General features: G+C 72.7%; 19 protein-coding genes and 1 pseudogene. 4 read left to right on the top strand and 16 right to left on the bottom strand.

All coding sequences use genetic code 11. From position 1 onward, the window contains the following. The 16 genes and pseudogenes from ACZ6EG_RS13595 to ACZ6EG_RS13520 form a co-directional block, all read right to left on the bottom strand. Positions 1-96 (bottom strand): annotated as a pseudogene (locus ACZ6EG_RS13595) (TatD family hydrolase); the annotation flags it as partial. Then, positions 96-827: an EboA domain-containing protein gene (locus tag ACZ6EG_RS13590; protein ID WP_391968298.1), complete on the bottom strand. Its 732-nt coding sequence runs from the start codon at positions 825-827 to the stop codon at positions 96-98. The gene ACZ6EG_RS13590 and the pseudogene ACZ6EG_RS13595, both read right to left, overlap by 1 nt. Before the next feature lie 14 nt (positions 828-841). Further along, positions 842-1,747: a sugar phosphate isomerase/epimerase family protein gene (locus tag ACZ6EG_RS13585; protein WP_391968299.1), complete on the bottom strand. Its 906-nt coding sequence runs from the start codon at positions 1,745-1,747 to the stop codon at positions 842-844. After that, positions 1,744-2,820: an SCO3242 family prenyltransferase gene (locus ACZ6EG_RS13580; protein WP_469604311.1), complete on the bottom strand. Its 1,077-nt coding sequence runs from the start codon at positions 2,818-2,820 to the stop codon at positions 1,744-1,746. Before ACZ6EG_RS13580 ends, ACZ6EG_RS13585 begins: the two co-directional genes overlap by 4 nt. Next, positions 2,817-3,992, bottom strand: coding sequence for an inositol-3-phosphate synthase (locus ACZ6EG_RS13575; protein ID WP_469604308.1), 1,176 nt, complete (start codon positions 3,990-3,992; stop codon positions 2,817-2,819). The genes ACZ6EG_RS13580 and ACZ6EG_RS13575 overlap by 4 nt, the downstream gene beginning before the upstream one ends. Positions 3,993-4,122: 130 nt before the next feature. Beyond that, positions 4,123-7,836 (bottom strand): ThuA domain-containing protein, encoded by a 3,714-nt coding sequence (locus ACZ6EG_RS13570; RefSeq protein ID WP_391968302.1) that lies wholly within the window; start codon positions 7,834-7,836, stop codon positions 4,123-4,125. A 275-nt stretch (positions 7,837-8,111) separates the two neighbouring features. Further along, a complete protein-coding gene (locus ACZ6EG_RS13565; RefSeq protein ID WP_356612323.1) occupies positions 8,112-9,110 on the bottom strand; it encodes a sugar phosphate isomerase/epimerase family protein in 999 nt (332 codons plus the stop codon). 16 nt (positions 9,111-9,126) lie between these two features. Next, a complete protein-coding gene (locus ACZ6EG_RS13560; RefSeq protein ID WP_469604303.1) occupies positions 9,127-10,404 on the bottom strand; it encodes a Gfo/Idh/MocA family protein in 1,278 nt (425 codons plus the stop codon). Between the two features lie 98 nt (positions 10,405-10,502). Continuing rightward, positions 10,503-11,546 (bottom strand): substrate-binding domain-containing protein, encoded by a 1,044-nt coding sequence (locus ACZ6EG_RS13555; protein WP_391968304.1) that lies wholly within the window; start codon positions 11,544-11,546, stop codon positions 10,503-10,505. 17 nt (positions 11,547-11,563) lie between these two features. Further along, the gene (locus tag ACZ6EG_RS13550; RefSeq protein WP_361009955.1) at positions 11,564-12,583 is read right to left on the bottom strand and encodes an ABC transporter permease; all 1,020 of its coding nucleotides are present in this window, start codon (positions 12,581-12,583) and stop codon (positions 11,564-11,566) included. After that, on the bottom strand, positions 12,580-14,097 hold the full coding sequence (locus tag ACZ6EG_RS13545; RefSeq protein WP_469604299.1) for a sugar ABC transporter ATP-binding protein: 1,518 nt from the start codon (positions 14,095-14,097) through the stop codon (positions 12,580-12,582). The genes ACZ6EG_RS13550 and ACZ6EG_RS13545 overlap by 4 nt, the downstream gene beginning before the upstream one ends. Positions 14,098-14,347: 250 nt before the next feature. Further along, entirely contained in the window at positions 14,348-15,529 is a 1,182-nt protein-coding gene (locus tag ACZ6EG_RS13540; RefSeq protein ID WP_356612333.1) for an ROK family transcriptional regulator, read from the bottom strand. A gap of 253 nt (positions 15,530-15,782) precedes the next feature. Next, entirely contained in the window at positions 15,783-16,460 is a 678-nt protein-coding gene (locus ACZ6EG_RS13535; RefSeq protein WP_391968306.1) for a GntR family transcriptional regulator, read from the bottom strand. 125 nt (positions 16,461-16,585) lie between these two features. Next, complete coding sequence (locus tag ACZ6EG_RS13530; protein ID WP_391968307.1) at positions 16,586-17,533, bottom strand: beta-ketoacyl-ACP synthase III; 948 nt, start codon at positions 17,531-17,533, stop codon at positions 16,586-16,588. A gap of 139 nt (positions 17,534-17,672) precedes the next feature. Further along, positions 17,673-17,816, bottom strand: a complete 144-nt coding sequence (locus tag ACZ6EG_RS13525) for an MFS transporter small subunit (protein WP_391968308.1) — start codon at positions 17,814-17,816, stop codon at positions 17,673-17,675. Beyond that, positions 17,785-19,122, bottom strand: coding sequence for an OFA family MFS transporter (locus tag ACZ6EG_RS13520; RefSeq protein WP_469604293.1), 1,338 nt, complete (start codon positions 19,120-19,122; stop codon positions 17,785-17,787). The genes ACZ6EG_RS13525 and ACZ6EG_RS13520 overlap by 32 nt, the downstream gene beginning before the upstream one ends. A 166-nt stretch (positions 19,123-19,288) precedes the next feature. Here ACZ6EG_RS13520 and ACZ6EG_RS13515 point away from each other — a divergent pair, with 166 nt between their 5' ends. Genes ACZ6EG_RS13515 through ACZ6EG_RS13500 form a run of 4 tightly spaced genes read left to right on the top strand, consistent with a single transcriptional unit; the run spans position 19,289 to position 24,984 of the window. Beyond that, a complete protein-coding gene (locus ACZ6EG_RS13515) occupies positions 19,289-20,260 on the top strand; it encodes a 2-dehydropantoate 2-reductase (RefSeq protein ID WP_391968310.1) in 972 nt (323 codons plus the stop codon). Then, on the top strand, positions 20,257-22,215 hold the full coding sequence (locus ACZ6EG_RS13510) for a molybdopterin oxidoreductase family protein (protein WP_469604289.1): 1,959 nt from the start codon (positions 20,257-20,259) through the stop codon (positions 22,213-22,215). Before ACZ6EG_RS13515 ends, ACZ6EG_RS13510 begins: the two co-directional genes overlap by 4 nt. Continuing rightward, a complete protein-coding gene (locus ACZ6EG_RS13505) occupies positions 22,196-24,127 on the top strand; it encodes an NAD(P)H-dependent oxidoreductase subunit E (RefSeq protein WP_469604286.1) in 1,932 nt (643 codons plus the stop codon). The genes ACZ6EG_RS13510 and ACZ6EG_RS13505 overlap by 20 nt, the downstream gene beginning before the upstream one ends. Beyond that, positions 24,124-24,984: a 2Fe-2S iron-sulfur cluster-binding protein gene (locus tag ACZ6EG_RS13500; RefSeq protein ID WP_469604283.1), complete on the top strand. Its 861-nt coding sequence runs from the start codon at positions 24,124-24,126 to the stop codon at positions 24,982-24,984. Before ACZ6EG_RS13505 ends, ACZ6EG_RS13500 begins: the two co-directional genes overlap by 4 nt. Positions 24,985-24,991: the final 7 nt, after the last annotated feature.

Here is a 24,991-nt window from a genome sequence, read left to right as displayed (position 1 = left end):
CGGCTCGACGACGGCGCGGACACCGGCCGCGTGCATGGCCTCGTAGTCGTCGGTGGTGCGGGAGGTCATGTGGATGTGCGGGTCGAAGATGCGCATCAGGACTCCTTGCCGTGGGGGGCGGCCGGGGTGTGCGACGTGCCGGGCTCGGTCAGGGCCAGGACGCGGCGCAGGTCCTCGGGGACGGAACGGCCCGCGGCCGTGCGTTCGGCGGCGTAGTCGGTGAGCATGCGGGCCAGTTCGGCGTCACCGCGGGCGCGTCCGGCGAGGTCCGCGACCTCGTCCAGGGGCACGCCGGTGAACAGGCACTTCAGTACGGCGTGCCGCCACTGGTGGGCGTCGAGGTGCCGGGCCGTGTAGGGGCCGAGGGCCGCGGCGACCAGCCGGGTGTCGTTGGTGCGCAGCGCGTCCTCGACCAGGGGCAGGGCCTCGGGGCCGGACACCAGATGGGGCAGCGCGTGCAGGACGGCGCGGCGTTCGTCGGCGGTGCCCTGGGAGTAGACGCGGGTCAGGGCGTCGGTGTCCGCGCGTGCCGCGTGCAGGACGAGGACGCGGGCGGCGTCGGCGTGGGCGGGGCCGCAACGGCGTGCGGCCTCGGCGAGGCGCAGTTCCCAGACGGAGATGGGGCCGTGGGCGCCGGGGTGGGCGGCGGCCTCGTCCAGTGCCTGGTCCAGCCAGGCCCGGGCGGCTCCGCCCAGCTCGGCGGAGAGGGCCGCGCGCAGGTCGGCGGGCGGGACGTGGGCGGGGGTGGGGCCCTGGTCCCGTCCGGCGGTGGGGGCGTCCGCACCCTGGGTGTCGGGGGTGACGTGGCCGGTGTGTGGCTGCGTCATGGGGGTGGCTCCCTTCAGTGGGTGGCGGAGGGCTCGCCCGAGCGGCTCGTGCGGGGGACCGCCGTCGCGGCTCCGCGGAGGAACGGGAGGGAGAGTTCGGCGAAGCGCGGCCCCGCGTGGGAGTGGCGGGGCAGTTCGACGACGGTCAGGCCCTGGTAGCCGGTGTCGGCGAGGGCTTGGAGGACGGGCGGGAAGTCGATCTCGCCGTCGCCGAAGGGCAGGTGTTCGTGCACGCCGCGGCGCATGTCCTCGATCTGCACGTGCCGCAGCCAGGGCGCGGCCTGGCGCACGCAGTCGGCGGGCGGCAGCGGCTCCAGGCACTGGCAGTGCCCGAGGTCCAGGGTCAGGCCGAGCTGCCCGGGGTCGCCCAGCAGCCGGCGCAGGTGGTGGAAGTCGGCCAGGGTGGCCAGCAGGTGACCCGGTTCCGGCTCCACCGCGAGGGGCACGCCGGCGTCGGCGGCGGCGTCCAGGACCGGGCCCAGGGCGTCCGCCAGGCGCTTCCAGGCGGTCTCCGCGTCCGTGCCCGGCGGCGTGATGCCGCTGAAGCAGTGCACGGCGTGGGCCCCCAGGTCGGCGGCGACGCGCACGGCCCGCACCAGCAGGTCGGCCCGGCGCGCCCGGTCACCGGGGTCCGGATCGAGCAGCGAGGGGCCGTGTTTGCGGCGCGGGTCGAGCACATAGCGGGCGCCCGTCTCGACCGTGACGTCCAGACCCAGCGCGTCGAGGCGGTGCGCGACCCGGCGGGTGCGGGCGGCGAGGTCCTCGGCGAGCGGGTCGAGGTGCATGTGGTCGAGGGTCAGACCGACACCGTCGTAACCGAGGTCGGCCAGCAGGGCGAGGGCGTCGTCCAGGCGGAGGTCGGTGAGACCGTTCGTGCCGTAGCCGAAGCGCAGAGGGAGGGTGGGGGCACCGGTGCTCATGTGATGCTCACCTTCCTCAGGCCGGCCCTGCGCACGAACATCCGCCCGGCCGGGGCGAGCGCCGCGACCAGCAGCGACGTGGCAGCGGCCCCGGAGCGGGCGGCGAGCGCCGCCTGGAGCGGGATCGTGGCCCTGATGCCGCCGCCGACGGCGCGTTGGGTGAGCGGTGGCGAGGGGTTGAGCGCGGCGTGGACGTAGGGCCGGGCGGCCGTGGCGGCGTAGGCGGCGCCCAGGGCGGTGGTGAGAGCGCCGGTGGCCTGCGCCGGGCGCCCGGTCGGGCTGGGGCCCGGCAGGCCGGGGGCGGCTGCTGCCCACCGGCCTGCCGGGAGTCGGGTGCGGCGGTGGGTGACCAGCCGCGTCAGCGCCACCGTCGTCGTGAGGGCGGCCAGCGGGGCCAGGACCGAGCCGCCGACGGTCTCCCGGCGGGAGACGGCCGTGACCGCGAGGGTGTGGCTGCCGAGCAGCGCGGCGGAGGGCAGCGCGGGGCGGGTGGCGCCGCCGGTGGCGGCGGCGCCGAGGAGCAGGTCCAGTCCGCGGGCGGCGGCCATCGCCACGGGCCCGGCGGGGGTGTGCTTCAGCGCGAGGTCGTAGGCCCAGACCGTCGCCGCCAACGGGGCGGCCACCACCAGGGCGGGCCGGCCGGCCGCGGCGGCGAGCGCCAGGCCCGCTCCGGTGAGACCGCAGGCCGCGGTCAGGGCGGCGGCGGGACGGATCCGCCCGGAGGGCAGCGGGCGGTGCGGGCGCTCCACGGCGTCCTCGGCCCGGTCCGCCCAGTCGTTCAGCGCCATGCCCGCCTCGTACAGGCACAGGGACGAGCCGATGGCGAGCAGTGTGCGGGGCCCGGGACGCGCACCGGCCGCCGCGGCGCCCGCCAGGGCATCCCCGGGAACGGTGAACAGGGCGGGCAGGCGCAGCAGTTCGGCCCAGGCGCCGGCGCGTCCGGTACCGGTCGGACGGGAACCGTGCGCCGGAGCCCCGGCGGCGCCCGACGGGGCGCTCTCCGCGGCCGGGCCGCTGCCCGCCGCGCCGGCGGGCGCGGAGGCGTCCCGGGCCACGGCGACCGCGCGGCTCACCGCCGCTCCTCGCCGTCGCCGGCGCCGTCCCGGAGCCGTCCGGCGAAAGCCATCAGCTCCGCGTACTGCTCGGCCAGGGACGACGGGCCGTCCCCCACCGGGTCCTTGAAGTAGAAGCCGAGTGCGCGCAGCGGACCGGACAGGCCCCGCTCGTGGGCGCGGGCGGCCAGCCGGGCCAGGTCGAGGACGAGGGGCGCGGCCAGCGCCGAGTCGCAGCCCTGCCAGATGGTTTGGAGGACCATGCGGGCGCCGAGGAAGCCGTCGAAGGCGATGTGGTCCCAGGCGGTCTTCCAGTCGCCGAGGGCGGGCACGTCGTCGATGTGTACCTCGCCCTCGGGTGCGGCACCGAGGGTGTCGGCGAGGACGCGTTCCTTGCCGGCGTTCTTGGCGGCGGCCGCCGCGGGGTCCGCGAGGGCCGCGCCGTCGCCGCCGCCCAGAAGGTTGGTGCCGGACCAGGCGCGTACGGCGAGGGCCCGCTGGAGGAACATCGGGCCGAGCACGGAGCGCAGCAGGGTCTGCCCGGTCTTGCCGTCGCGGCCCGCGTACGGGAGCCCCGAGGACTCGGCGAGCGGGGCCAGCGCCGGGTGGTGCAGCCCGGTGGAGGGCGTGAAGTTCACGTACGGGCAGCCGGCGCGCAGGGCGGCCGCCGCGTAGAGGGAGCTGGGCGGCAGGGTGCCGTCGGTGGGGGCGGGCTCGGTGGAGGCCACGTTCACCACGACGGCGCCGGTGAGGTCGTGGCGGCGGACGAAGTCACGGATGTCGTCCGCGAACACGTCGATCCACTCGTCCTGGGTGCGGGCGGGCCCGCCCTCCGGGACGCCGGTCACGGGGCCGCCGGGCCTGATCTCGCGGTCGGCGGCGACGAGTTCGGCGTGCACGGCCGACGGCAGGCCGTGCGGCAGGACACCGCCCTCGGCCAGGTGCTCGGCGCGCTTGGGCAGGGGGCAGTCGAGGGTGTCGTGGCCGCCGAAGACGAGCGACGACAGCGGCGGCAGACCGCTCGACGCGAACGGCGGGGTCTCGGTGACCATGCCGGTCGGCGGGTGCAGGCCGGCGGCGACGGCGGCGCAGCCCGCGATCGCGGTGGTGGCCACGGAGCCACGGGCCCCGACGAGCCAGACGCCGAGGCGCGGAGCCGAGGAGGGGGTGGGCGGGGACGGTTCGGCGGACATGGGCAGCCTCCTTGTCGTACGCGAACCTGGTGCGAGTGCCGGGAGGGGGACGAGCGGGGTGCCGGGCGCGGGCCCGGCGGGACGGCGGGCGGAGGTCCGGCGTCCTCCGCCCGCCGCCGTTCCGGTAGCCCTAGGAGGAGAGTTCCTTGAGCTGGATGTTGCGGAAGGAGACCTGGTCGTCGGCGCCGTGGTTCTGGAGGCCGATGTACCCGTCGGTCAGGCTCCGCTCGGGGTCCTTGTTGGTGAAGTCGTTGATCTTGACTCCGTTGAGGAACACCTGAAGGCGTTCGCCCTGGACCTTGATCTCGTAGGAGTTCCACTGGCCGGGGGGCCGCAGGACCTGGTCACGGGCCTTGATGTTGGCCGACTTGAAGGAGTAGACGGAGCCCGTGGTGCGGTCCGCCGCGTCGGTCGCGTCGATCTGGATCTCGTAGCCCTTGTTCACCGCGGACCAGGGGTCGTCGGAGGCCGGGAAGCCCACGAAGATCCCGGAGTTGTCGTCGCCCCGCATCTTCCAGTCGAGCTTGAGGGAGTACGACTTCAGCTCCTTGGCCTGGTACCAGAGCAGGCCCATGCCGCCGTTGGACTCCAGCGTGCCGTTCTTCACGTCGAAGGTGCCGGGGCCGGCCTGCTTCCAGCCGTCCCTGGTCTCGCCGTTGAAGATGTCCCGGTAGCCGGTGTTCGGCTTGCAGTCGGCCTTGACCTGTCCGGTGGCGTACTGCATACCGCCGAGCAGGTGGCCCCGGAACGCCTCGTCGGCGTAGGACTCCTTCGTGTGGCCGCCGCCGGTGTAGAAGGACCGGCCGCCGCCGTAGCTCTGGCACCAGGCGATCGGGTGGTCGCCCTTCATGGTGCCGCCGTCGTAGGTGGTCTCGTCCAGGGTGGCGAGGATCTTGGCCTGGTCCCGCGGGTTGGTGCGGTAGTTGTACCACTCGTCGGTGCGCTCCCAGGTGTCGCCGAGGTGCGCGGTGGAGGGGTGGTCGTGGTCGTGGACGCGCACGGTGGCCTTCTGGATGGCCGGGTGCGAGTCGAAGTGGGCGCCGACGAGGCCGCCGTAGAACTCCCAGTCGTACTCGGTGTCGGCGGCGGCGTGGATGCCCATGTAGCCGCCGCCGTTCTTGACGTAGTTCTCGAACGCCTTCTGCTGGTCGGCGTCGAGGACGTCACCGGTGGTGGACAGGAAGGCGACGGCGTCGTACTTGGCGAGGTTGGCCGTGGTGAACTGCTTGGCCTCCTCGGTCGCGGTGACCGAGATGCCGGCCGGGGCGCCGAGCTCCTTCAGCGCGGCGACGCCCTCGGGGATGGAGTCGTGGCGGAAGCCGGCCGTCTTGGAGAAGACGAGCACCTTCTTGCCGCCCTTGAACGGCTCCTTGGAGAACTCGAAGTCGTCCAGGTCGTACAGCGCGCCCTCGCCGCCCCGGAAGACCAGGTAGATGTCGGTGGTCTTCTTGGGCAGGGCCCGCAGCGGCACGTCGACGTCCTGGAACGTCTCCCAGCCGCCGGTCGGCGGGATGTACGCCGAGCCGTGCAGCGGGCCCTCGGGCGAGCCGGTGCGCAGTTCGACGAAGCCGCCGGCGCCGCCGGAGGAGGCCCGAACGGTGAGCTTCTTCTGCCCGTCGAACTTGTAGGGGCTGAAGGAGATCCAGTCGCCGTCGTCGATGTTGCCGACGGTCTTGCCGCCGTTGGCGCCGGTCTTGTCGATGACCGAGACGCCCTGCTGGCCGGCGAAGTGCTCGGCCTGGCGGTGCAGCGGCTGGAGCACGGTGCGGGCGGTGCCGGTCAGGGCCTCCTGGCCGTTCGCCCCGCCGTCGGTGTAGCTGGCGCCGACGACGCCGTAGATGTTGGCGTTGGGGTCGTGCCCGCCGTCGCCGGGCGGCGGCTTCAGGGTGCCCTCACAGCCCATCTCGCTGGTCAGCTCGTGGGCGTGGGAGTCGTGGCCGAGGCTGTAGGCGACCTTGACCTTGGAGCAGTCGACGGTCTCCTCGGGGTCGGTGACGGTCACCTTAAAGGGGACGGGCTCACCGAAGGCTGCCAGGGTGCCGTTGCCCGGGACGTCGATCCGCACCTTGGGCGCGGTGTTGCCGACCACGATCCGGACGCTGGCGCTGCCGGTGTTGCCCTCGGGGTCCTTCGCGGTGAAGGTCGCGGTGTAGGTGCCGACCTTCTTGTACTTGTGGGTGGGCGTGAGGCCCTCGCCCTTGGTGCCGTCGCCGAAGTCCCAGCTGTGGGTGAGGTCCGGGGAGTCGGCGTCCTTGACGGAGGCGGTGAACTTCACCTTGAGGCCGGCCGCGCCGGACGTCTTGTCGGCGCTCACCTCGGCGATCGGGGAGAAGCCGTCCTCTGCGTTCTCGATGCGGTACAGCGCGGAGTTCTCGTCGCCCTGGAACCAGGAGACGCCGTAGTCCAGCACGTAGAGCGCACCGTCGGGGCCGAACTCCATGTCCATGATCTGGGTGCCGGTCCACGGGAAGTCGTTGATCTTCGCGACCGTGCCGTCGGCGTTCTGCTCGATCCGCTTGATCCACCGGCGGCCGAACTCGCCGGCGAAGAAGTCGCCGTCGAACTCCTCGGGGAACTTCACGCTGGAGTCCAGCTCGGGGTCGTAGCGGTAGACCGGGCCGGCCATCGGGGACTCGGAGCCGGTGCCGAACTCGGGCACGGAGCCGCCGTCGTACGGGATCCAGGCGGCCTGCGCGGGCGGCAGGTCGACCAGGCCGGTGTTGTGCCGCGAGGTGTTCTTCGGGGCGGCGCAGTCGAACTTCTCGCCGGAGGTCTTGGTGGCGAAGTCGTAGTCGACGTAGGCGTCGTTGTTGCCCGTGCAGAACGGCCAGCCGAAGTTGGCGGCCTTGGTGACCTTGGCGAACTCGACCTGTCCGGCCGGGCCGCGGTTCGGGTCGGCGGCGCCCGCGTCGGGGCCGTAGTCACCGACGTAGACGGTGCCGGTCTCGTCGTCGACGCTCATCCGGAACGGGTTGCGGAAGCCCATCGCGTAGATCTCGGGGCGGGTCTTCTCGGTGCCCGGGGCGAAGAGGTTGCCGTCCGGCACGGTGTACGAGCCGTCCTCGGCGACCTTGATCCGCAGGATCTTGCCGCGCAGGTCGTTGGTGTTGCCGGAGCTGCGGCGGGCGTCGAAGGCCGGGTTGCGGTCCGGGCGCTCGTCGATCGGCGTGTAGCCGTCGGAGGCGAACGGGTTGGAGTCGTCGCCGGTGGACAGGTAGAGGTTGCCCTCGGCGTCGAAGTCGATGTCGCCGCCGACGTGGCAGCAGGTGCCGCGGGAGGCCGCGACGTCCAGGACCTTCTTCTCGCTGGCCGTGTCCAGCGTGCCGTTGGCGTTGAGGACGAAGCGGGAGAGCCGGTTGACGCCGTCGAACTTCTTGAAGTCCTCCGCGGTCCCGGTCTCCGGCGCGTCGCCCGCCGGGGTGTCGAGCGGCGGGGCGTAGTACAGGTAGATCGCCCGGTTGTTCTCGAAGTCCGGGTCGATGCCTACGCCCTGCAGGCCCTCCTCGTCGTGGCTGTAGACGTCGAGCTTGCCGGCGACCTTGGTGACGCCGCCCTGGTCGGTGAGGCGCAGTGTGCCGTCGCGGGCGGTGTGCAGGACGCTGCGGTCCGGGAGGACGGCGAGCGACATCGGCTCGCCCATCTCGGGCTCGCCCTTGGCGAGGGGCACCTGCTGGAACTGCCCCTCGGCGGCCGCCGGTTCGTCGTGCTCCGGGTGGCCGGGGTGGGCGCCGGCGACGGTCGCCGGGGTCCCCACCGCCAGGATCAGGCCGGTGAACAGGGCGAGCGTGGTGCGCAGCCTCGGGCGCCTCGTGGTCCTGGTGCTTTTGAGTCTGGTTCTGTGCACGAAGTCCCTCCGGGAACGGGATGGGCCGTACGGAACGGGTGCGAAGACGTGCGGTGCGGCGGGCTCCGGGGTACGCCGTCACCCCGGGGGCGTGGGTGTCCTGAACACTTCAGGGACGGTAACCGCGTTCTTCCGGGGCCAACACCCCTTGGGCCCGGACTGGTTCAACTTTTTCCCAATGCAGGACAAAGCGGGATTCGGGCAGGCCTGACCGGGGACCGGCGGTTCCGCCGGCCCCCGTCCCCGACCTGCGGCCGGGCGGTCGGACGCTCGGGTCAGCTGTTGAAGGCGGCGTCGAAGGACGCGCTGGGCGGGTCGAAGTCGAAGGCCTTGAGGCGGGTGAGGGCCTCGGGGGCGCCCTGCAACCGGTCCATGCCGGCGTCCTCCCATTCCACGGAGACCGGGCCCTGGTAGTCGATGGAGCGCAGCATGCGGAAGACGTCCTCCCAGGGGACGTCGCCGTGGCCGGCCGACACGAAGTCCCAGCCGCGGCGCGGGTCGCCCCACGGCAGGTGGGAGCCGAGGCGCCCGTTGCGGCCGTCGAGGCGCTTGCGGGCCTCCTTGCAGTCGACGTGGTAGATCCGGTCGCGAAAGTCCCACAGGAAGCCGACCGGGTCGAGGTCCTGCCAGACGAAGTGGGAGGGGTCGAAGTTGAGGCCGAAGGCGGGCCGGTGGTCCACGGCCTCCAGGGCGCGCTGGGTGGTCCAGTAGTCGTAGGCGATCTCGCTGGGGTGGACCTCGTGGGCGAACCGCACGCCCTCGGCGTCGAAGACGTCGAGGATCGGGTTCCAGCGGTCCGCGAAGTCCTGGTACCCCCGGTCGATCATCGACTCCGGGGCGGGCGGGAACATGGCCACCAGGTGCCAGATGGCCGACCCGGTGAAGCCGATGACGGTGTCCACGCCGAGGCGTGCGGCGGCCCGGGCGGTGTCCTTGATCTCGGCCGCTGCGCGCTGCCGTACGCCCTCCGCGTCGCCGTCGCCCCAGATGCGGGCCGGGAGGATGGCCTGGTGGCGCTCGTCGATGATGGCGTCGCAGACCGCCTGGCCGACCAGGTGGTTGGAGATCGCCCAGCACTTGAGGCCGTACTTGTCGAGCAGTTGGTGGCGGGAGTCGACGTAGGAGGGGTCGGCGAGGGCCTTGTCGACCTCGAAGTGGTCGCCCCAGCAGGCGAGCTCCAGGCCGTCGTAGCCGAAGTCGCGGGCGAGGCGGCAGACCTCCTCCAGGGGCAGGTCCGCCCACTGACCGGTGAAGAGAGTGAAGTTGCGCGGCATGTCGCTGCCAGCCTCCTCAGGGGGCGATCGGGGTGTAGACGGAGTTCTTCTCGGCGCTCTCCTCGACCGCCGCGAGGACGCGCTGCACCTGGAGTCCGTCGGCGAAGGAGGGTTCCGGCCGGCGGCCCTCGGCGACGGCGTGCACGAGGTCGCGCGCCTGGTGGACGAACGAGTGCTCGTAGCCGAGCCCGTGGCCCGGCGGCCACCAGGCGTCCAGGTAGGGGTGCTCGGGTTCGGTGACCAGGATGCGGCGGAAGCCGGCGTGCTCCCCCTGCTCCGTACCGTCGTGGTACGACAGTTCGTTGAGCCGCTCCAGGTCGAAGGCGAGCGAGCCGCGTTCGCCGTTCAGCTCGATCCGCAGGGCGTTCTTGCGGCCGGTGGCGTAGCGGGTGGCCTCGAAGGAGACCAGGGCGCCCGAGGTGAGGCGGCCGGTGAACACGGCGGCGTCGTCCACGGTGACCTGGCCCATGGCGCCGTCCGCCGAGCCGGCCGAGAGCCCCCGGGCGGCACCGGCCGGCAGCGGGCGTTCCCGGACGAAGGTCTCGGTGAGGGCGGAGACGCCCGCGATCCGCTCGCCCGTCAGGTACTGCGCCAGGTCGACGATGTGCGCGCCGAGGTCGCCCAGGGCGCCCGAGCCGGCCAGTTCCTTGCGCAGCCGCCAGGTCAGCGGCGAGTACGGGTCCACGAGCCAGTCCTGGAGGTAGGTCACCCGCACGTGCCTGAGGCGGCCGACGCGGCCCGCGGCCACCATCCGCCGGGCCAGCGCGGTGGCCGGTACCCGGCGGTAGTTGAAGCCGACCATCGCCAGCTGGCCGCGGGCTGCGGCCTCGTCGGCGGCCCGGGTCATCGCCTCCGCCTCCCCGACCGTGTTGGCGAGGGGCTTCTCGCACAGGACGTGCTTGCCGGCGGCGAGGGCGGCCAGCGCGATCTCCGCGTGGCTGTCACCGGGCGTGCAGATGTCGACGAGGTCGATGTCGTCCCGTTCGACCAGGGCCCGCCAGTCGGTCTCGGTGCTCGCCCATCCGTGCCGGTCGGCCGCGGTGCGGACGGCGTCGGCGTCCCGCCCGCAGATCGCGGCCAGGACCGGGTTCAGCGGCAGGTCGAAGACCCGGCCCGCGGTGCGCCAGCCCTGCGAGTGCGCGGCACCCATGAAGGCGTAGCCGACCATGCCGACGCGCAGGGGCGGTCTGGTCGCGGATGCCCCCGTCGCCCTGGTCCCGGTCCCGCTGTCGGTCCCGGTGCCGGTGGCTGCTGCCCCCGCTCCGGCCCCCTCGGGCTGCTGCGGCTGTCCCATCGGATGTCCTCCTCGTCGTCGTGGCGCGGTGGGGGTGGGCCCCGCCCCGGCCGGCTGGTCAGGCCGCTGCCGGGGCGGCAGCCGTCACGTGGTGCCCGTCACTTGAAGCCCGTGGACATGTACTGGTCCACGTTCTCCTTGTCGACGACGGCCGAGTAGCAGGTGACGGTCGAGGGGATCTCGAACTCGGCGAGCCCGCTGACGCCCTTGCCCTGACCGAGGGCGCGGGCGAGGTCGATCGCGGAGGCGGCCATGGTGGGCGGGTAGAGCACGGTGGCCTTCAGCACACCGCTGTCCGCCTTGATGGCCTGGAAGGCGGAGAGCGCTCCGGCGCCGCCGACCATCAGGAAGTCGTCGCGGCCCGCCTGCTCGATGGCGCGCAGCGCGCCCACGCCCTGGTCGTCGTCGTGGTTCCACAGGGCGTCGAACTTCGACTGGGCCTGGAGCAGCTGGGCCATCTTGGCCTGGCCCGACTCGACCGTGAACTCGGCGGCCTGGCGGGCCACCTTCTGGATGTTCGGGTAGTTCTTCAGACCGTCGTCGAAGCCCTTGGTGCGCTGCTGGGTCAGCTCCAGGTTGTCCAGGCCGGCCAGCTCGATGACCTTGGCGCCGGACTTGCCCTTGAGCTTCTCGCCTATGTAGTGGGCGGCGTTGAGGCCCATGCCGTAGTTGTCGCCGCCGACCCAGCAGCGGTAGGCCTGGGGGCTGTTGAAGATGCGGTCGAGGTTGACGACCGGGATGCCGGCGCGCATGGCCTTGAGCCCGACCTGGGTGAGGGCCTTGCCGTCCGCGGGCAGGATGACCAGGACGTCGACCTTCTTGTTGATGAGGGTCTCGATCTGGCCGATCTGCTGGGCCGTGTCGTTGGAGCCCTCGGTGACCTCGAGCGTGACGTCCGAGTACTTCTCGGCGCGCTTCTGCGCCTGGTCGTTGACGGCGTTGAGCCAGCCGTGGTCGGCCTGCGGGCCGGCGTAGCCGATGGTGACCTGCTTGCCGGGCTGGTCGTCGGCGGCCGGCTGGGTGTCCGCGGCCTTGTCGTCGCCGTCGTCGGGGTCGTTGCTCGTGCAGCCGGTGAGGACCACGCCGGCGGACACGGCGGCCGCTCCGAAGAGCAGGCCTCTGCGGCTCGTGAGGTTCGTCATGACGGTGGACCCTTTCCTCAGTGCGTGCTTGCGGTACGGCGCTGGACCAGCACGGCGGCGACGATGATCGCGCCCTTGGCGATCTGCTGCACGTCGGTCTGCAGGTTGTTCAGGGCGAAGATGTTGGTGATGGTGGTGAAGATCAGGACGCCGAGCACGGAGCCGAGGATGTGGCCCCGCCCGCCGGTCAGCAGCGTCCCGCCGATGATCGCGGCGGCGATGGCGTCGAGTTCGTAGAGGTTGCCGTTGGTGTTCTGGCCGGATCCGGCCAGGACGATCAGCAGGAAGGCGGCGATGCCGCAGCACAGCCCGGACAGCAGGTAGAGGTAGAGCCGCTGGCGGCGGACATCGATGCCGGCGAGCCGGGCGGCCTCCGCGTTGCCGCCGACGGCGACGGTGCGGCGGCCAAAGGTGGTGCGGTTGAGCACCAGCCAGCCGATCACGGTGACGGCGGCGAACACCAGCACCAGGGGCGGGATGCCGAGCACGTAGGAGTCGCGTTCGCCCAGGTCCAGGACGCTCGGGACGGTGACGACCTGGGTGCGTCCGTCGGTGATCTGGAGCGCGAGGCCGCGTGCCGAGGCCAGCATGGCGAGGGTGGCGATGAAGGGGACCATCTGGCCGAAGGCGATGAGCACCCCGTTGACCAGTCCGCAGCCCACGCCGACGACGACCGCCGTGAAGAGGATGCCGACGAAGCCGTACTCCTGGGTGGCGACGGTGGTCGCCCAGACCGAGGCGAGGGCGACGATGGCGCCGACGGAGAGGTCGATGCCGCCGGAGACGATGACGAAGGTCATGCCGACGGTGACGACGCCGATCACGGACGCCTGGGTGAGCACCAGCTGGAGGTTGCGGGTGTCCAGGAACGAGTCGGGCTGGGTGATGCCGCCGATGAGGACCAGTGCGGCGAGCACCCCGAGCAGGGTGAGGGTGCGGACGTCGGCGCGGCCCAACTGGACTCGCCAGGCGGGCGGGTTGTCCACCGGAGCCGCCTTGCCGGTGCCGTCCCGGGGCGGGGACACGTGCTGGGTCATGACGCCGGGCTTCCTTCCATCACGAGGTCGAGTACGCGGTGTTCGTCGAGTTCACGGGCGGGGGCCTCGTGCACGACATGGCCCTCGCGCAGCACCAGCACGCGGTCGGCGAGGCCCAGTACCTCGGGCACCTCGCTGGAGACCAGCAGGACGGCGAGGCCCTCGTCGGCGAGTCGGCGGACGACCGCGTACAGCTCGGCGCGCGCGCCGACGTCGACGCCGCGGGTGGGTTCGTCGAGCAGCAGGACCCGGCAGCCGCGCAGCAGCCAGCGGGCGAGGACCGCCTTCTGCTGGTTGCCGCCGGAGAGGGTGCGCACGGGCGCCGACGGGTTGTCGGGCCGCAGGGACAGCTCCCGGGTGGCCGCGCGGGCCGCGCCGAGTTCGGCCCCGCGGTCGATCCAGCCGCCGCGCGAGAAGCGGGACATGGCGGAGACCGACACGTTGCGGGTGACGGACTCCAGCATCAGCAGGGCCTGCGCCTTGCGTTCCTCGGGGGCGAGCCCGAGCCCGGCGCGCACCGCGGCGCGGACGCTGCCCGGCCTGAGCGGACGGCCGTCGACGAGGACCTGTCCGGTGCTCGCCTTGCGGGCTCCGTAGACCGTCTCCAGGATCTCGGAGCGGCCCGAGCCGACGAGTCCGGCGAGGCCGACGATCTCACCGGGGCGGACCTCCAGGTCGAGGGGCGCGAACTCGCCCTCCCTGGACAGTCCCCGCACGCTGAGCACCGGTTCCCCCACCGCCGGGGCGGCGGGCCGCTCCGGAAAGACGTACTCCACGTTGCGTCCGGTCATCAGCGCCACCACCTCGCGGGTGGGCGTCTCCTTGGCGGGCAGGCCGCCGGCGACGGCCCGGCCGTCCTTGAGGACGGTGACCCGGTCGCCGATGCGGCGGATCTCCTCCAGGCGGTGCGAGATATAGACGACGGCGACGCCGTCGGCGGTGAGGTCGGTGACGATGCGGAAGAGGTTGTCCACCTCGTCCGGGTCGAGGGCGGCGGACGGCTCGTCCATCACGATCAGCCGTACGTCGTGCGAGAGCGCGCGGGCCATGGACACGATCTGCTGCTGCGCCGCGGACAGTTCGCCGACCAGTCGCCCGGGATCGACCTCCGGATGCCCGAGTCGCTCGAGGAGCTGGGCCGTCGACGCCCGGGCCGCCCGGGCCCGTACGACGAAACCGGCGGCGGTCGGTTCATGGCCGAGGTGGACGTTCTCGGCGACCGACAGGTGTTCCACCAGGTCGAGTTCCTGGTAGATGGTGGCGATGCCGAGGCGCATGGCCGCGATGGGCGAGCGCAGGGTGACGTCCTCGCCGCGCCAGCGGATGGTGCCGGTGTCGGGCTGGTGGGCACCGGCCAGCACCTTGATCAGGGTGGACTTCCCGGCGCCGTTCTGGCCGAGCAGGCAGTGCACCTCGCCGGCCTGGACGTCGAGGTCGACGCCGTCCAGGGCCCGGACTCCGGGGAAGGACTTGGTGATGCCGGACATGCTGAGCAGCGGTGGTTCTGGAGCCATGTGAGGTCCCCTCGGCGGGCGTGCGGGCCGGTGTCAGGGCAGAGCGGGGCTGGGTGGGTCGGGGCAGGGCGGATCGAGGCAGGGTGGAGCCGGGCAGCGGCGAGCAGAGCGGGGTGGTGCGCTGTGCTGGTGGTGCGCTGTGCTGGTGGAGCGCGTGCTGGTGGAGCGCGTGCTGGTGGAGCGCGTGCTGGTGGAGCGCGTGCTGGTGGAGCTCGCGGACCGGGCCGAGGGGCCCGGACGAGGGGGGCGCCTACGCGGGCGAGAACAGGTGGTCGCTGATCAGCCGGGCCCCGCCGATGACGCCGGCGCTGGGGCCCAGCTCCCCGAGGACGATGGGCAGGTTGCCGGTCGCCAGCGGCAGCGACTGGCGGTAGACCTGGGTACGGATGGCGGCGAGCAGGTTGTGGCCGAGGCCGGTCACCCCGCCGCCGATCACCACGAGCCCCGGGTTGAAGAAGCTGACCAGACCGGCGATGACCTGGCCGGTGCTCCGGCCGCCCTCCCGGATCAGGTCGAGTGCGGTGGCGTCGCCCGCGGCCGCGGCGGCGGCGACGTCGGCGGCGCTGAGGCCCCCGCTCGCCTCCAGCCGGTTGGCGAGCTCGGCCGACCGGCCCTGCTGGGCGGCCTCCGTGGCGTCGCGGGCCAGGGCCGCGCCGCTGAAGTGGGCCTCCAGGCAGCCCCGGTTGCCGCAGGCGCACGGGCGTCCGTCGGGCACGGCCTGGATGTGCCCGATGTCGCCCGCACTGCCCGTCGTCCCCCGGTAGACGTCACCGCCGACGACGATGCCGCAGCCGATGCCGGTACCGATCTTGACGACGAGGAAGTCGTGCTGGGTGCGGGCGACGCCCGCGTGCTGCTCTCCCAGGGCCATCAGGTTCACGTCGTTGTCGACCATGACCGGGCAGCCGAGTTCCTGGCTGAGCGCCTCCCGTACCGGGAAGCCGTCCCAGCCCGGCATGATCGGCGGAGCCACCGGCACACCCTCGGGGAAGCGGACCGGCCCCGGGACGCCGATGCCGGCGCCGTCGAAGCCCTCCGCGAGCCCGGAGGCCCGCAACTTCGCCGCCATGGCCAGTACTTGCTCGAAGACCGCGACCGGCCCCTCGCGTACGTCCATGGGCTGGTTGATGTGTCCGAGGATCTCCAGCTCGGCGTTGGTGACCGCGACGTCGACCGAGGTCGCGCCGATGTCGACGCCGAGGAAGCGCAGTGCGGGATGGAGCCGGATGTTGTGGCTGCGGCGCCCCCCGCGCGAGGCGGCGAGTCCGTCGGCCACCACCAGGCCCGTCTCCAGCAGCCGGTCCACCTCGACGGCCAGCTTGGACCGGGAGAGGTCCACCTGGTCGCCGAGCTGGGCGCGGGAGTTGGGCCCTCCGTCGCGCAGCAGCTGGAGCAGTCGTGCCTGGTGGGCGTTAGCGGGTCGTGCCGTCATGCGTCTCACGAGCCCCTCCCCGCCTCAATCGGCCTTCGAGTGTGCCGGTTCCCGGCCACGTCCTTGGCTTGCTTTCGGAGGGAACGTAGCAGTGGCCGCCGAGTGTGGGAAGAAGTCACGCACGAATTGCTGCGAACTTTCTCCACTGAGTGGACAAAGAAGTGCGGGGCGCTCGTCGTCCCCGGGCACGAGAAGGCCGCCCGGCGGATGCTCCGGGCGGCCTCCGTGCGGTCTGTGACCTGGGAGTCTTACCTCACGATTCGCCGCGCGCGTGGTACGAGCGCCGGGTGTGCTCGGTGTGCTCGCGCATCAGCCGGGTCGCGGTCTGCTCGTCCCGGTCGGCGACGGCGGCGATCAGCTGCCGGTGCTCGATCCAGGACTGCCGGCCGCGCTGCCGGGCGATGGGCGTGTAGTACCAGCGGACCCGGCGGTCGACCTGCGCGGCGAGTTCGGCGAGGACGGCGTTGCCGGCCAGCTCCATGATCTTCGCGTGGAAACGGGCGTTGGAGGCGACGGCGGCGTCCACGTCGTCGGCGGCGACGGCCCGCTCCCCCTCCGCGCACAGGTCCTCCAGCGCGGCCACGCCCCCGCTGCCGGCGTTGGCGGCGGCGAGCCGGGCCGCCTCGGCCTCCAGCAGCGTACGGACCGTCAGGAGCTGGTCGGCCTCCTCCTCCGTCGGCTCGTGCACGAAGGCTCCCTGGGCGGGGCGCAGATCGACCCAGCCCTCCGTGTTGAGCCGCTGGAGGGCCTCGCGCACGGGCTGCCTCGACACCCCGAGGTGACCGGCGAGTTCGCTCTCGACGAGGTGCTGGCCGGGCTGGAGGGCCCGGGTGGTGATGAGTTCGAGCAGCGCCTCGTAGACACGGTCGCGGAGCGGGCCGGGCCGTTCGAGCTTGGGCACCGCGCCCTGCGGCAGTCCTGCGGACAACATCGGTCCCCCCTCGAAGACGGCAAGCCCGGTACGCCGAGTATCGATTGTCTTTCGTCTACAGTCTACGGCGCACCGGGCCGTCGGGGCCGGGAGTAGTCCATGTCACACCAGGGCCGCGGCGCCGTTCACGGGCAGCGGACGACCTGACCGGCGTAGGAGAGGTTCCCGCCGAAGCCGAAGAGCAGGACCGGGTCGCCGGTGCTGATCTCACCGCGCTCCACCAGCTTGGAGAGCGCGAGGGGGATGCTCGCCGCCGAGGTGTTGCCGGACTCGACGACATCGCGGGCGACGACCGCGTTGACGGCGCCGATCTTCGCGGCGAGGGGTTCGATGATGCGTAGGTTCGCCTGGTGCAGGACGACCGCGGCGAGGTCGGCCGGCTCCAGGCCGGAACGCTCACAGGCCTGGCGTGCGAAGCCGGGCAGCCGTGTGGTCGCCCAGCGGTAGACGCTCTGCCCCTCCTGCGCGAACCTCGGGGGCGTGCCCTCGATGCGGACCGCGTTGCCCATCTCCGGCACGGACCCCCACAGCACGGGGCCGATCCCGGGCTCCGCGCCGGGCGCCGAGGCCTCCACGACGGCGGCCCCCGCCCCGTCGCCGACGAGCACGCAGGTGGTGCGGTCGCTCCAGTCGGCCACCTCGGACATCTTGTCCGCGCCGATGACCAGGACCCGGCTCGCCGAACCGGCCCGGACGGCGTGGTCGGCGGTGGCCAGGGCGTGGGTGAAGCCGGCGCACACGACGTTGACGTCCAGCGCGGCGGGCCCGGGGATGCCGAGGCGGGCCGCGACGCGGGCGGCGGTGTTCGGGGAACGGTCGATCGCGGTGGAGGTGGCGACCACGACCATGTCCACGTCGGCGGGCGTCAGCCCGGCCGCCGCCAGCGCCTTGGCCGCGGCGTGGCCCGCCAGCTCGTCGACCGGCTCCTCGGGCCCGGCGATCCGGCGGGAGTGAATGCCGACCCTGCTCCTGATCCACTCGTCGCTGGTGTCGACCATGCCCGCCAGTTCCTCGTTGGTGAGAATCCGGGCGGGCTGGTAATGGCCGACGGCGGTGATGCGGGAGCCGTGCATGTGGTGGAGTCCTCGCTGCCTCGGGTACGGGATCCACCAGTGTGATCAGTGACCGACGGGTACGACGGCAGGTGATACGACAGGAAACGTACGCCCGCCTTGTCGGCTTCGGTCAGCACCCCGGGTCCCCCGAGGGGCGTCACCCGGTGAACAGCTGGGTCGCCTTCCGGACGAGTTCGTACAGCCCGTAGGCGAGCGGCGCGCCCACCCAGAGCCAGGTGAAGGCGATCAGCGGCCGCCGGTCGGGCAGGTCAGGCGGACTCTGGCTGCTGTCGCCGGACATCGGCGGCCTCCTTCGGTGCGGGGTCGACGCTGACGTGGTGGCGGGGGTGGACGGGTCGGACGAGTTCGTTGGCGACGAAGCCGACGACCAGCAGCCCGATCATGATGACGAAGGACGTCCCGTACAGCGACGCGCCGTGCCGCCCGGCCTCCTCCTGCCGGTCGGCGATCCAGTTCACGATCAGCGGTCCGAGGACGCCGGCCGTGGACCACGCGGTGAGCAGCCGCCCGTGGATGGCGCCGACCTGGTAGGTGCCGAAGAGGTCCTTCAGGTAGGCGGGGATCGTGGCGAAACCGCCGCCGTAGAAGGACAGGACGACCAGCGCGCACAGGACGAACAGTGGCTTCGAGGAGTCGCCGAACAGCGCGATCAGCGTGTACATCAGGGCGCCGACGCCGAGGTAGACGCGGTAGATGTTCTTGCGGCCGATCAGGTCGGAGGTCGAGGACCAGCCGATCCGGCCCGCCATGTTGGCCGCCGACAACAGGGCCACGAACCCGGCGGCGGCGGTCGCCGACACCGGGGTGGAGGTGTCGGCGAAGAAGTCGGTGATCATCGGCGCGGCCTTCTCCAGGATGCCGATGCCGGCCGTGACGTTCATGCAGAGCACGATCCACAGCAGCCAGAACTGGGGGGTACGCATGGCCCCGCGCGCCGAGACCTGGACGCCGGAGAGCGCGGCCGGCCCGCCGGCGCCCTCCTTCGGGCGCGGCACCCGCACCAGCAGCACGCCCAGCAGCATGAAGACGGCGTACGTCAGCCCGTGCACGAGGAAGGCGAGGGCGATCCCCGAGCTGTCGCTGCCGAAGGACTCCAGCATCTGCGCCGACCAGGGCGAGGCGATGAGCGCGCCGCCGCCGAAGCCCATGATGGCGATGCCGGTGGCCATGCCGGGCCGGTCCGGGAACCACTTGATCAGCGTGGAGACGGGCGAGATGTAGCCGATGCCGAGGCCGATCCCGCCGACGAAGCCGTAGCCGAGGACGATCAGCCAGTACTGCTCGACCGCCGCGCCGAGCGCGGAGAGCAGGAAGCCCGAGGAGAAGCAGACCAGGGCGACGGTCATCGCCCAGCGCGGCCCGTGGCGCTCCACGAGCGTGCCGCCGAACGCGGCCGACAGCCCGAGCATGACGATGCCGAGCTGGAAGGGGAGCGCGCTCTGCGTGCCGCTGAGGCCGAGCGCGGACTCCAGCGGCGGTTTGAACACGGACCAGGCGTACGCCTGGCCGATGGAGAGGTGGACCGAGAGGGCGGCGGGGGGAACGAGCCAGCGGCTCCAGCCCGGGGGTGCGACGGGGGGACTCATGAGTCCCCAACCGTAGGGAGAGGTGGGGCTGTTGAGAAGACAGTTGAGCGGACAACCACCGTCCTTGCACAAAGCCTTGCTGGGTGAACTTCCATACTGTAGACAATATTTCGTCGACATGGTCGGCAGTTCCTCGGTATCCCTCGACCGAACGGAGCTCCCTCGCATGAAGGTCGCAGTTCTCGGCGCCGGAGCGATCGGCGCCTACGTCGGCGCCGCGCTCCACCGTGCGGGCACCGACGTGCATCTCATAGCCCGTGGACCGCACCTGGCGGCCATGCGGCAGTACGGCGTACGGGTGCGCAGCCCGCGCGGGGACTTCACCGCGCGTCCCCACGCCACGGACGACCCTGCCGAGGTCGGCCCCGTGGACTACGTGTTCCTGGGCCTGAAGGCCCACTCGTACGCGGCGTGCGGGCCGCTGATCGAGCCGCTGCTGCACGACACCACGGCGGTCGTGGCCGCCCAGAACGGCATCCCCTGGTGGTACTTCCACCGGCACGGCGGCCCGTACGACGGACGCCGCCTCGACAGCGTGGACCCGGCCGGCGCGGTCAGTGCGGTGCTCGCGCCCGAACGGGCCGTCGGCTGCGTCGTCTACGCGGCCACCGAACTCGAACGGCCGGGCGTCGTCCGGCACGTGGAAGGCACCCGGTTCTCCCTCGGCGAACCCGACCGGAGCGTCTCCGCCCGGTGCCTCGCGCTCGGCGAGGCGATGCGGGCGGGCGGCCTCAAGTGCCCGGTCGAGCCGGACCTGCGCAACGACATCTGGCTGAAGCTGCTGGGCAACATCTCCTTCAACCCGATCAGCGCCCTGGCCCGCGCCACCATGCGGCAGATGTGCCTGCACGGCGGCACCCGCCAGGTCATCGAGACCATGATGACCGAGACGCTGGCGGTCGCCGAGGCCCTCGGCTGCGAGGTCGGCGTCTCCGTCGAACGCCGCCTCGCGGGCGCCGAGAAGGTCGGCGACCACCGCACCTCCACGCTCCAGGACCTGGAGCGCGGCAAGCCGCTGGAACTAGACGTCCTGCTCGCGGCCGTCGTGGAGCTGGCGGAGATCACCGGGGTCCCGGTGCCCACCCTGCGCACCGTGCACGCCCTGTCGGACCTGCTCGCGCTGAGGAGCGCCGCATGAGCCACCGTGACCCGGACCGGAGCGACCGAAGGCGGCGCGCCCGCGACCCGAAGACCTACACCCGCCTCACCCACCCCCTGGTCCGGGACTCCCGCGACGAGCCGTTCCGCCGGGCCAGCTGGGACGAGGCCCTGGACCGGACCGCCCGGGGCCTGGCGGCCGGGCGCGACGCGTTCGGCATGTTCTCCTGCGCCCGGGCGACCAACGAGATGAACTACGTGGCGCAGAAGTTCGCCCGGGTCGTCATGGGCACCCACAATGTCGACTCCTGCAACCGCACCTGCCACGCGCCGAGCGTGGCCGGCCTGTCCGCCGCCTTCGGCTCCGGCGGCGGCACCTCCTCGTACGAGGAGATCGAGCACAGCGACGTGATCGTGATGTGGGGCTCCAACGCCCGCTTCGCGCACCCCATCTTCTTCCAGCACGTCCTCAAGGGCATCCGGGCCGGTGCCCGCATGTACGCCGTCGACCCCCGCCGCACCTCCACCGCCGAGTGGGCGGAGAGCTGGCTCGGCCCGAACGTCGGCACCGACATCCCGCTGGCGCACGCGGTGGGCCGCGAGATCATCCACGCGGGGCTCGTCAACGAGGCCTTCGTGGCCCGGGCGACCACGGGCTACGAGGAGTACAAGGCGCTGGTCGAGCCGTGGACCCTCTCCCTCGCGGAGAAGGTGACCGGCGTCCCGGCGGCGGCCGTCCGCGACCTGGCGCACGCCTACGCCCGCGCCGAACGCGCCCAGCTCTGCTGGACCCTCGGCATCACCGAGCACCACAACGGCACCGACAACGTCCGGGCGCTGATCAACCTCTCCCTGCTCACCGGCCACGTCGGCCGCTACGGCTCCGGCTTGCAGCCCCTGCGCGGCCAGAACAACGTGCAGGGCGGCGGCGACATGGGCGCGATCCCCAACCGGCTGCCCGGCTTCCAGGACGTGCTCGACCCGGAGGTGCGGGCGAAGTTCGAGTCGGCCTGGGACACGGTCATCCAGCCGCGGCACGGCCTCACCCTGACGGAGATGTTCGAGGCCATGGACGACGGCACGCTGCGGGCCGTCTACTGCATCGGCGAGAACCCGGCCCAGTCCGAGGCGGACAGCGAACAGGCCGTGCGCCGGCTGCGGGCCCTGGACTTCCTCGTCGTGCAGGACATCTTCCTGACGAAGACCGCCGAACTGGCCGACGTGGTCCTCCCGGCGACCGCCGGCTGGGCGGAGACCGAGGGCACCACCACCAACAGCGAGCGGCGCGTCCAGCGCGTCCGCAGGGCCGTGTCGCCGCCCGGCGAGGCCCGGGAGGACATCGACATCCTCTGCGACCTCGCGACCCGCCTCGGCCACGACTGGAAGTACGCCGACGCCGAGGCCGTCTGGAACGAACTGCGCTCCCTGTCGCCGGACCACCACGGGATGACGTACGCGCGCCTGGAGGAGCACCAGGGCATCCAGTGGCCGTGCCCGAGCGGCGAGCGGCTGGAGCCCACCTACCTGCACGGCCGGCTGTGGGCCGAGGACCCGGCACGGCGTGGTCCGCGCGCGTCCTTCGGCCTGGTCCAACACGACCCCCCGGTGGACCTCACCGACGAGGAGTACCCGATCCGGCTGACCACGGGCCGACGGCTCGACTCCTACAACACGGGCGTGCAGAGCGGTGGTTACCCGTCGCCGCTGCGACGCGGCGAGTGGCTCGAACTGTGCCCCGAGGACGCCGAGCACTACGGGGTCGCGGTCGGCGAGGAGGTACGGGTGTCCTCCCGCCGCGGGTCGCTGGTCGCGCCCGTCTGGGTCGACACCGCCCTGCGACCCGGGCTCGCCTTCATGAGCTTCCACTTTCCCGACGAGGTCGACACCAACCAGCTGACCATCGAGGCCAACTGCCCGATCGCCGGGACGGCGGAGTTCAAGGCCTCGGCGATCCGGATCGAGAAGGTGAGCACCGGTGGACCTGCGCTTCGGTGACAGCAAGCCCACGGACGAGGAGCGCGAGGCCGTCGACGCCCTGCTCGGCCCGCCCGCGTCCTCCTGGGAGGGCGCCGCCCGCGACGGGGCGGCCGCCGCCGACCTCAGGTGGGCGCGCGGCGGACGCGCGGCCCGGGACCGCCGCGACCTGCTGCTGCCGGCCCTGCACGCGGTCAACGACCGGGTCGGCTGGATCAGCGAGGGCGCCCTGCACTACGTGTGCCGACGCCTGACGGTCCCCCCTGCGGAGGCGTACGGCGTCGCCACCTTCTACGCCATGTTCTCCGTCCGCCCCCGCCCCGCCACGGTCCTCCACCTCTGCACCGATCTGGCGTGCACGGCGGCGGGGGCGGCCGGGCTGTGCACGGCGGTCGAGGCGCGGCTGGGCCCGGCGAGCGGCGTCCAGGTCGAACGCTCCCCGTGCCTGGGCCTGTGCGAGCGAGCACCCGCGGCTCTGGTCGTGCGCGCGGGCGAGGCAGCCCACCCGGCGTCGGGCGAGGAGGCCGCCCAGGGGGAAGGGGGGACCGGGGGCGCGGCCCCCGGGGCCGGGAAGGGGAGGCGGTGGCGTGCCAGGCGCCACGCCACCGCCGTCGCCGCCCCAGCGACCCCCGAGGCCGCCGTCGACGCGGCCACCGCTCCCGAGACCGCGCCCCCCGAACCCGCCCCCGCCCTCGCCGTCCCCCAGGCCGGCGACCCCGCCCTCGTCCTCCTCCGGCGCGTCGGCACCACCGACCCCGCCTCCCTCGACGACTACCGCGCCCGCGGCGGCTACGCGGCCCTGCGCCGCGCCTTCGAGCTGGGCCCGGCCGGCGTGATCCGGGAGGTCACCGACTCCGGTCTGCTCGGCCGCGGCGGCGCCGCGTTCCCCACCGGCCGCAAGTGGCAGGCGACGGCCGCCCAGCCCGACCACCCCCACCACCTGGTCTGCAACGCCGACGAGTCCGAGCCGGGCACCTTCAAGGACCGCGTGCTCATGGAGGGCGACCCGTACGCGCTGGTCGAGGCGATGACGATCGCGGCCTACGCGACCGGCGCGCACCAGGGCCACCTCTACCTGCGCGGCGAGTACCCGCGCGCCCTGGCCCGCCTCACCCATGCCGTCACGCAGGCCCGCGCCCGCGGTCTGCTCGGCGACGACGTCCTCGGCCGGGGCTACGCCTTCGACATCGAGATCCGGCGGGGTGCGGGTGCCTACATCTGCGGTGAGGAGACGGCCCTGTTCAACTCCATCGAGGGCTACCGGGGCGAGCCGCGCTCCAAGCCTCCGTTCCCGGTGGAGAAGGGCCTGTTCGGCAAGCCCACGGTGGCGAACAACGTCGAGACACTGGTGAACGTCCTGCCGATCCTCACCCTGGGCGCCCGGGCGTACGCGGCGATCGGCACCCCGGCCTCCACCGGCCCGAAGCTGTTCTGCGTGTCGGGCAGTGTGGCCCGCCCCGGCGTCTACGAGCTGCCGTTCGGGGCGACCCTCGGCGAACTGCTCGCGCTCGCCGGTGTCCGGGACGGCCTCAGGTCGGTCCTGCTCGGCGGTGCCGCCGGCGGCTTCGTGCGCCCCGACGAACTCGACCTCCCGCTCACCTTCGAGGACACCCGCCGGGCGGGCACGACCCTCGGCTCCGGAGTGGTGATGGCCTTCGACGACACGGTTCCGCTCCCCCGCGTCCTGCTGCGCATCGCGGAGTTCTTCCGCGACGAGTCGTGCGGGCAGTGCGTGCCCTGCCGGGTCGGGACCGTGCGCCAGGAGGAGGCGCTGCGCCGCATCGCGGAGCGCACGGGCGCCGCCGCGGCCGGAGACGTCGCACTGCTGCGGGAGGTCGGCCGGGCGATGCGGGACGCCTCGATCTGCGGTCTGGGGCAGACCGCGTGGAACGCCGTGGAATCCGCCATCGACCGTCTGGGGGCGTACGAATGACCGCGATACCGCTCGGAGTGCCGCGCCGGCTGGTGGAGTTCAGCCTGGACGGGCAGGAGGCCAGGGTCCCCGAGGGGGCGACGGTCCTGGAGGCCTGCCGGGCCGCCGGGAAGGACGTCCCGACCCTGTGCGAGGGCGACACGCTCACCCCCAAGAACGCCTGCCGGGTCTGTGTGGTCGAGGTCGAGGGAGCCCGGACCCTCGCCCCCGCCTGCTCGCGCCGCGCGGAGCCCGGCATGGTGGTGCGGACGGACACCGAGCGGGCCCGCCACAGCCGCAGGATCGTCCTCGAACTCCTCGCCTCCTCGGTCGACCTGTCCACGACCCCCCGGGCGGCCGAGTGGATCAAGGAGTACGGGGCCGAGCCGGACCGCTTCGGCCCGGCCGCGGCCCGCGTCGACGAGCAACCCAGGATCGACAACGACCTGTACGTCCGCGACTACGGCAAGTGCATCCTCTGCTACAAGTGCGTGGACGCCTGCGGGGAGCAGTGGCAGAACAGCTTCGCGATCTCCGTCGCCGGCCGGGGCTTCGACGCCCGGATCTCGGTCGAGCAGGACGCGCCGCTGACCGACTCGGCGTGCGTCTACTGCGGCAACTGCGTCGAGGTGTGCCCGACGGGAGCCCTGTCGTTCAAGTCGGAGTTCGACATGCGTACGGCGGGCACCTGGGACGAGACACGACAGACGGAGACGACGACGGTGTGTGCGTACTGCGGAGTGGGCTGCAACCTCACCCTGCACGTGCAGGACAATGAGATCGTGAAGGTCACCTCGCCGCACGACAACCCGGTGACCCACGGCAACCTGTGCATCAAGGGCCGCTTCGGCTACCAGCACGTACAGAACCGGGACTGACCGGCAA

The organism is Streptomyces sp. NPDC041968, assembly GCF_055589025.1.
Note: the sequence above shows the minus strand (reverse complement) of the source record. Positions and strands in the feature narration are given on the sequence as shown.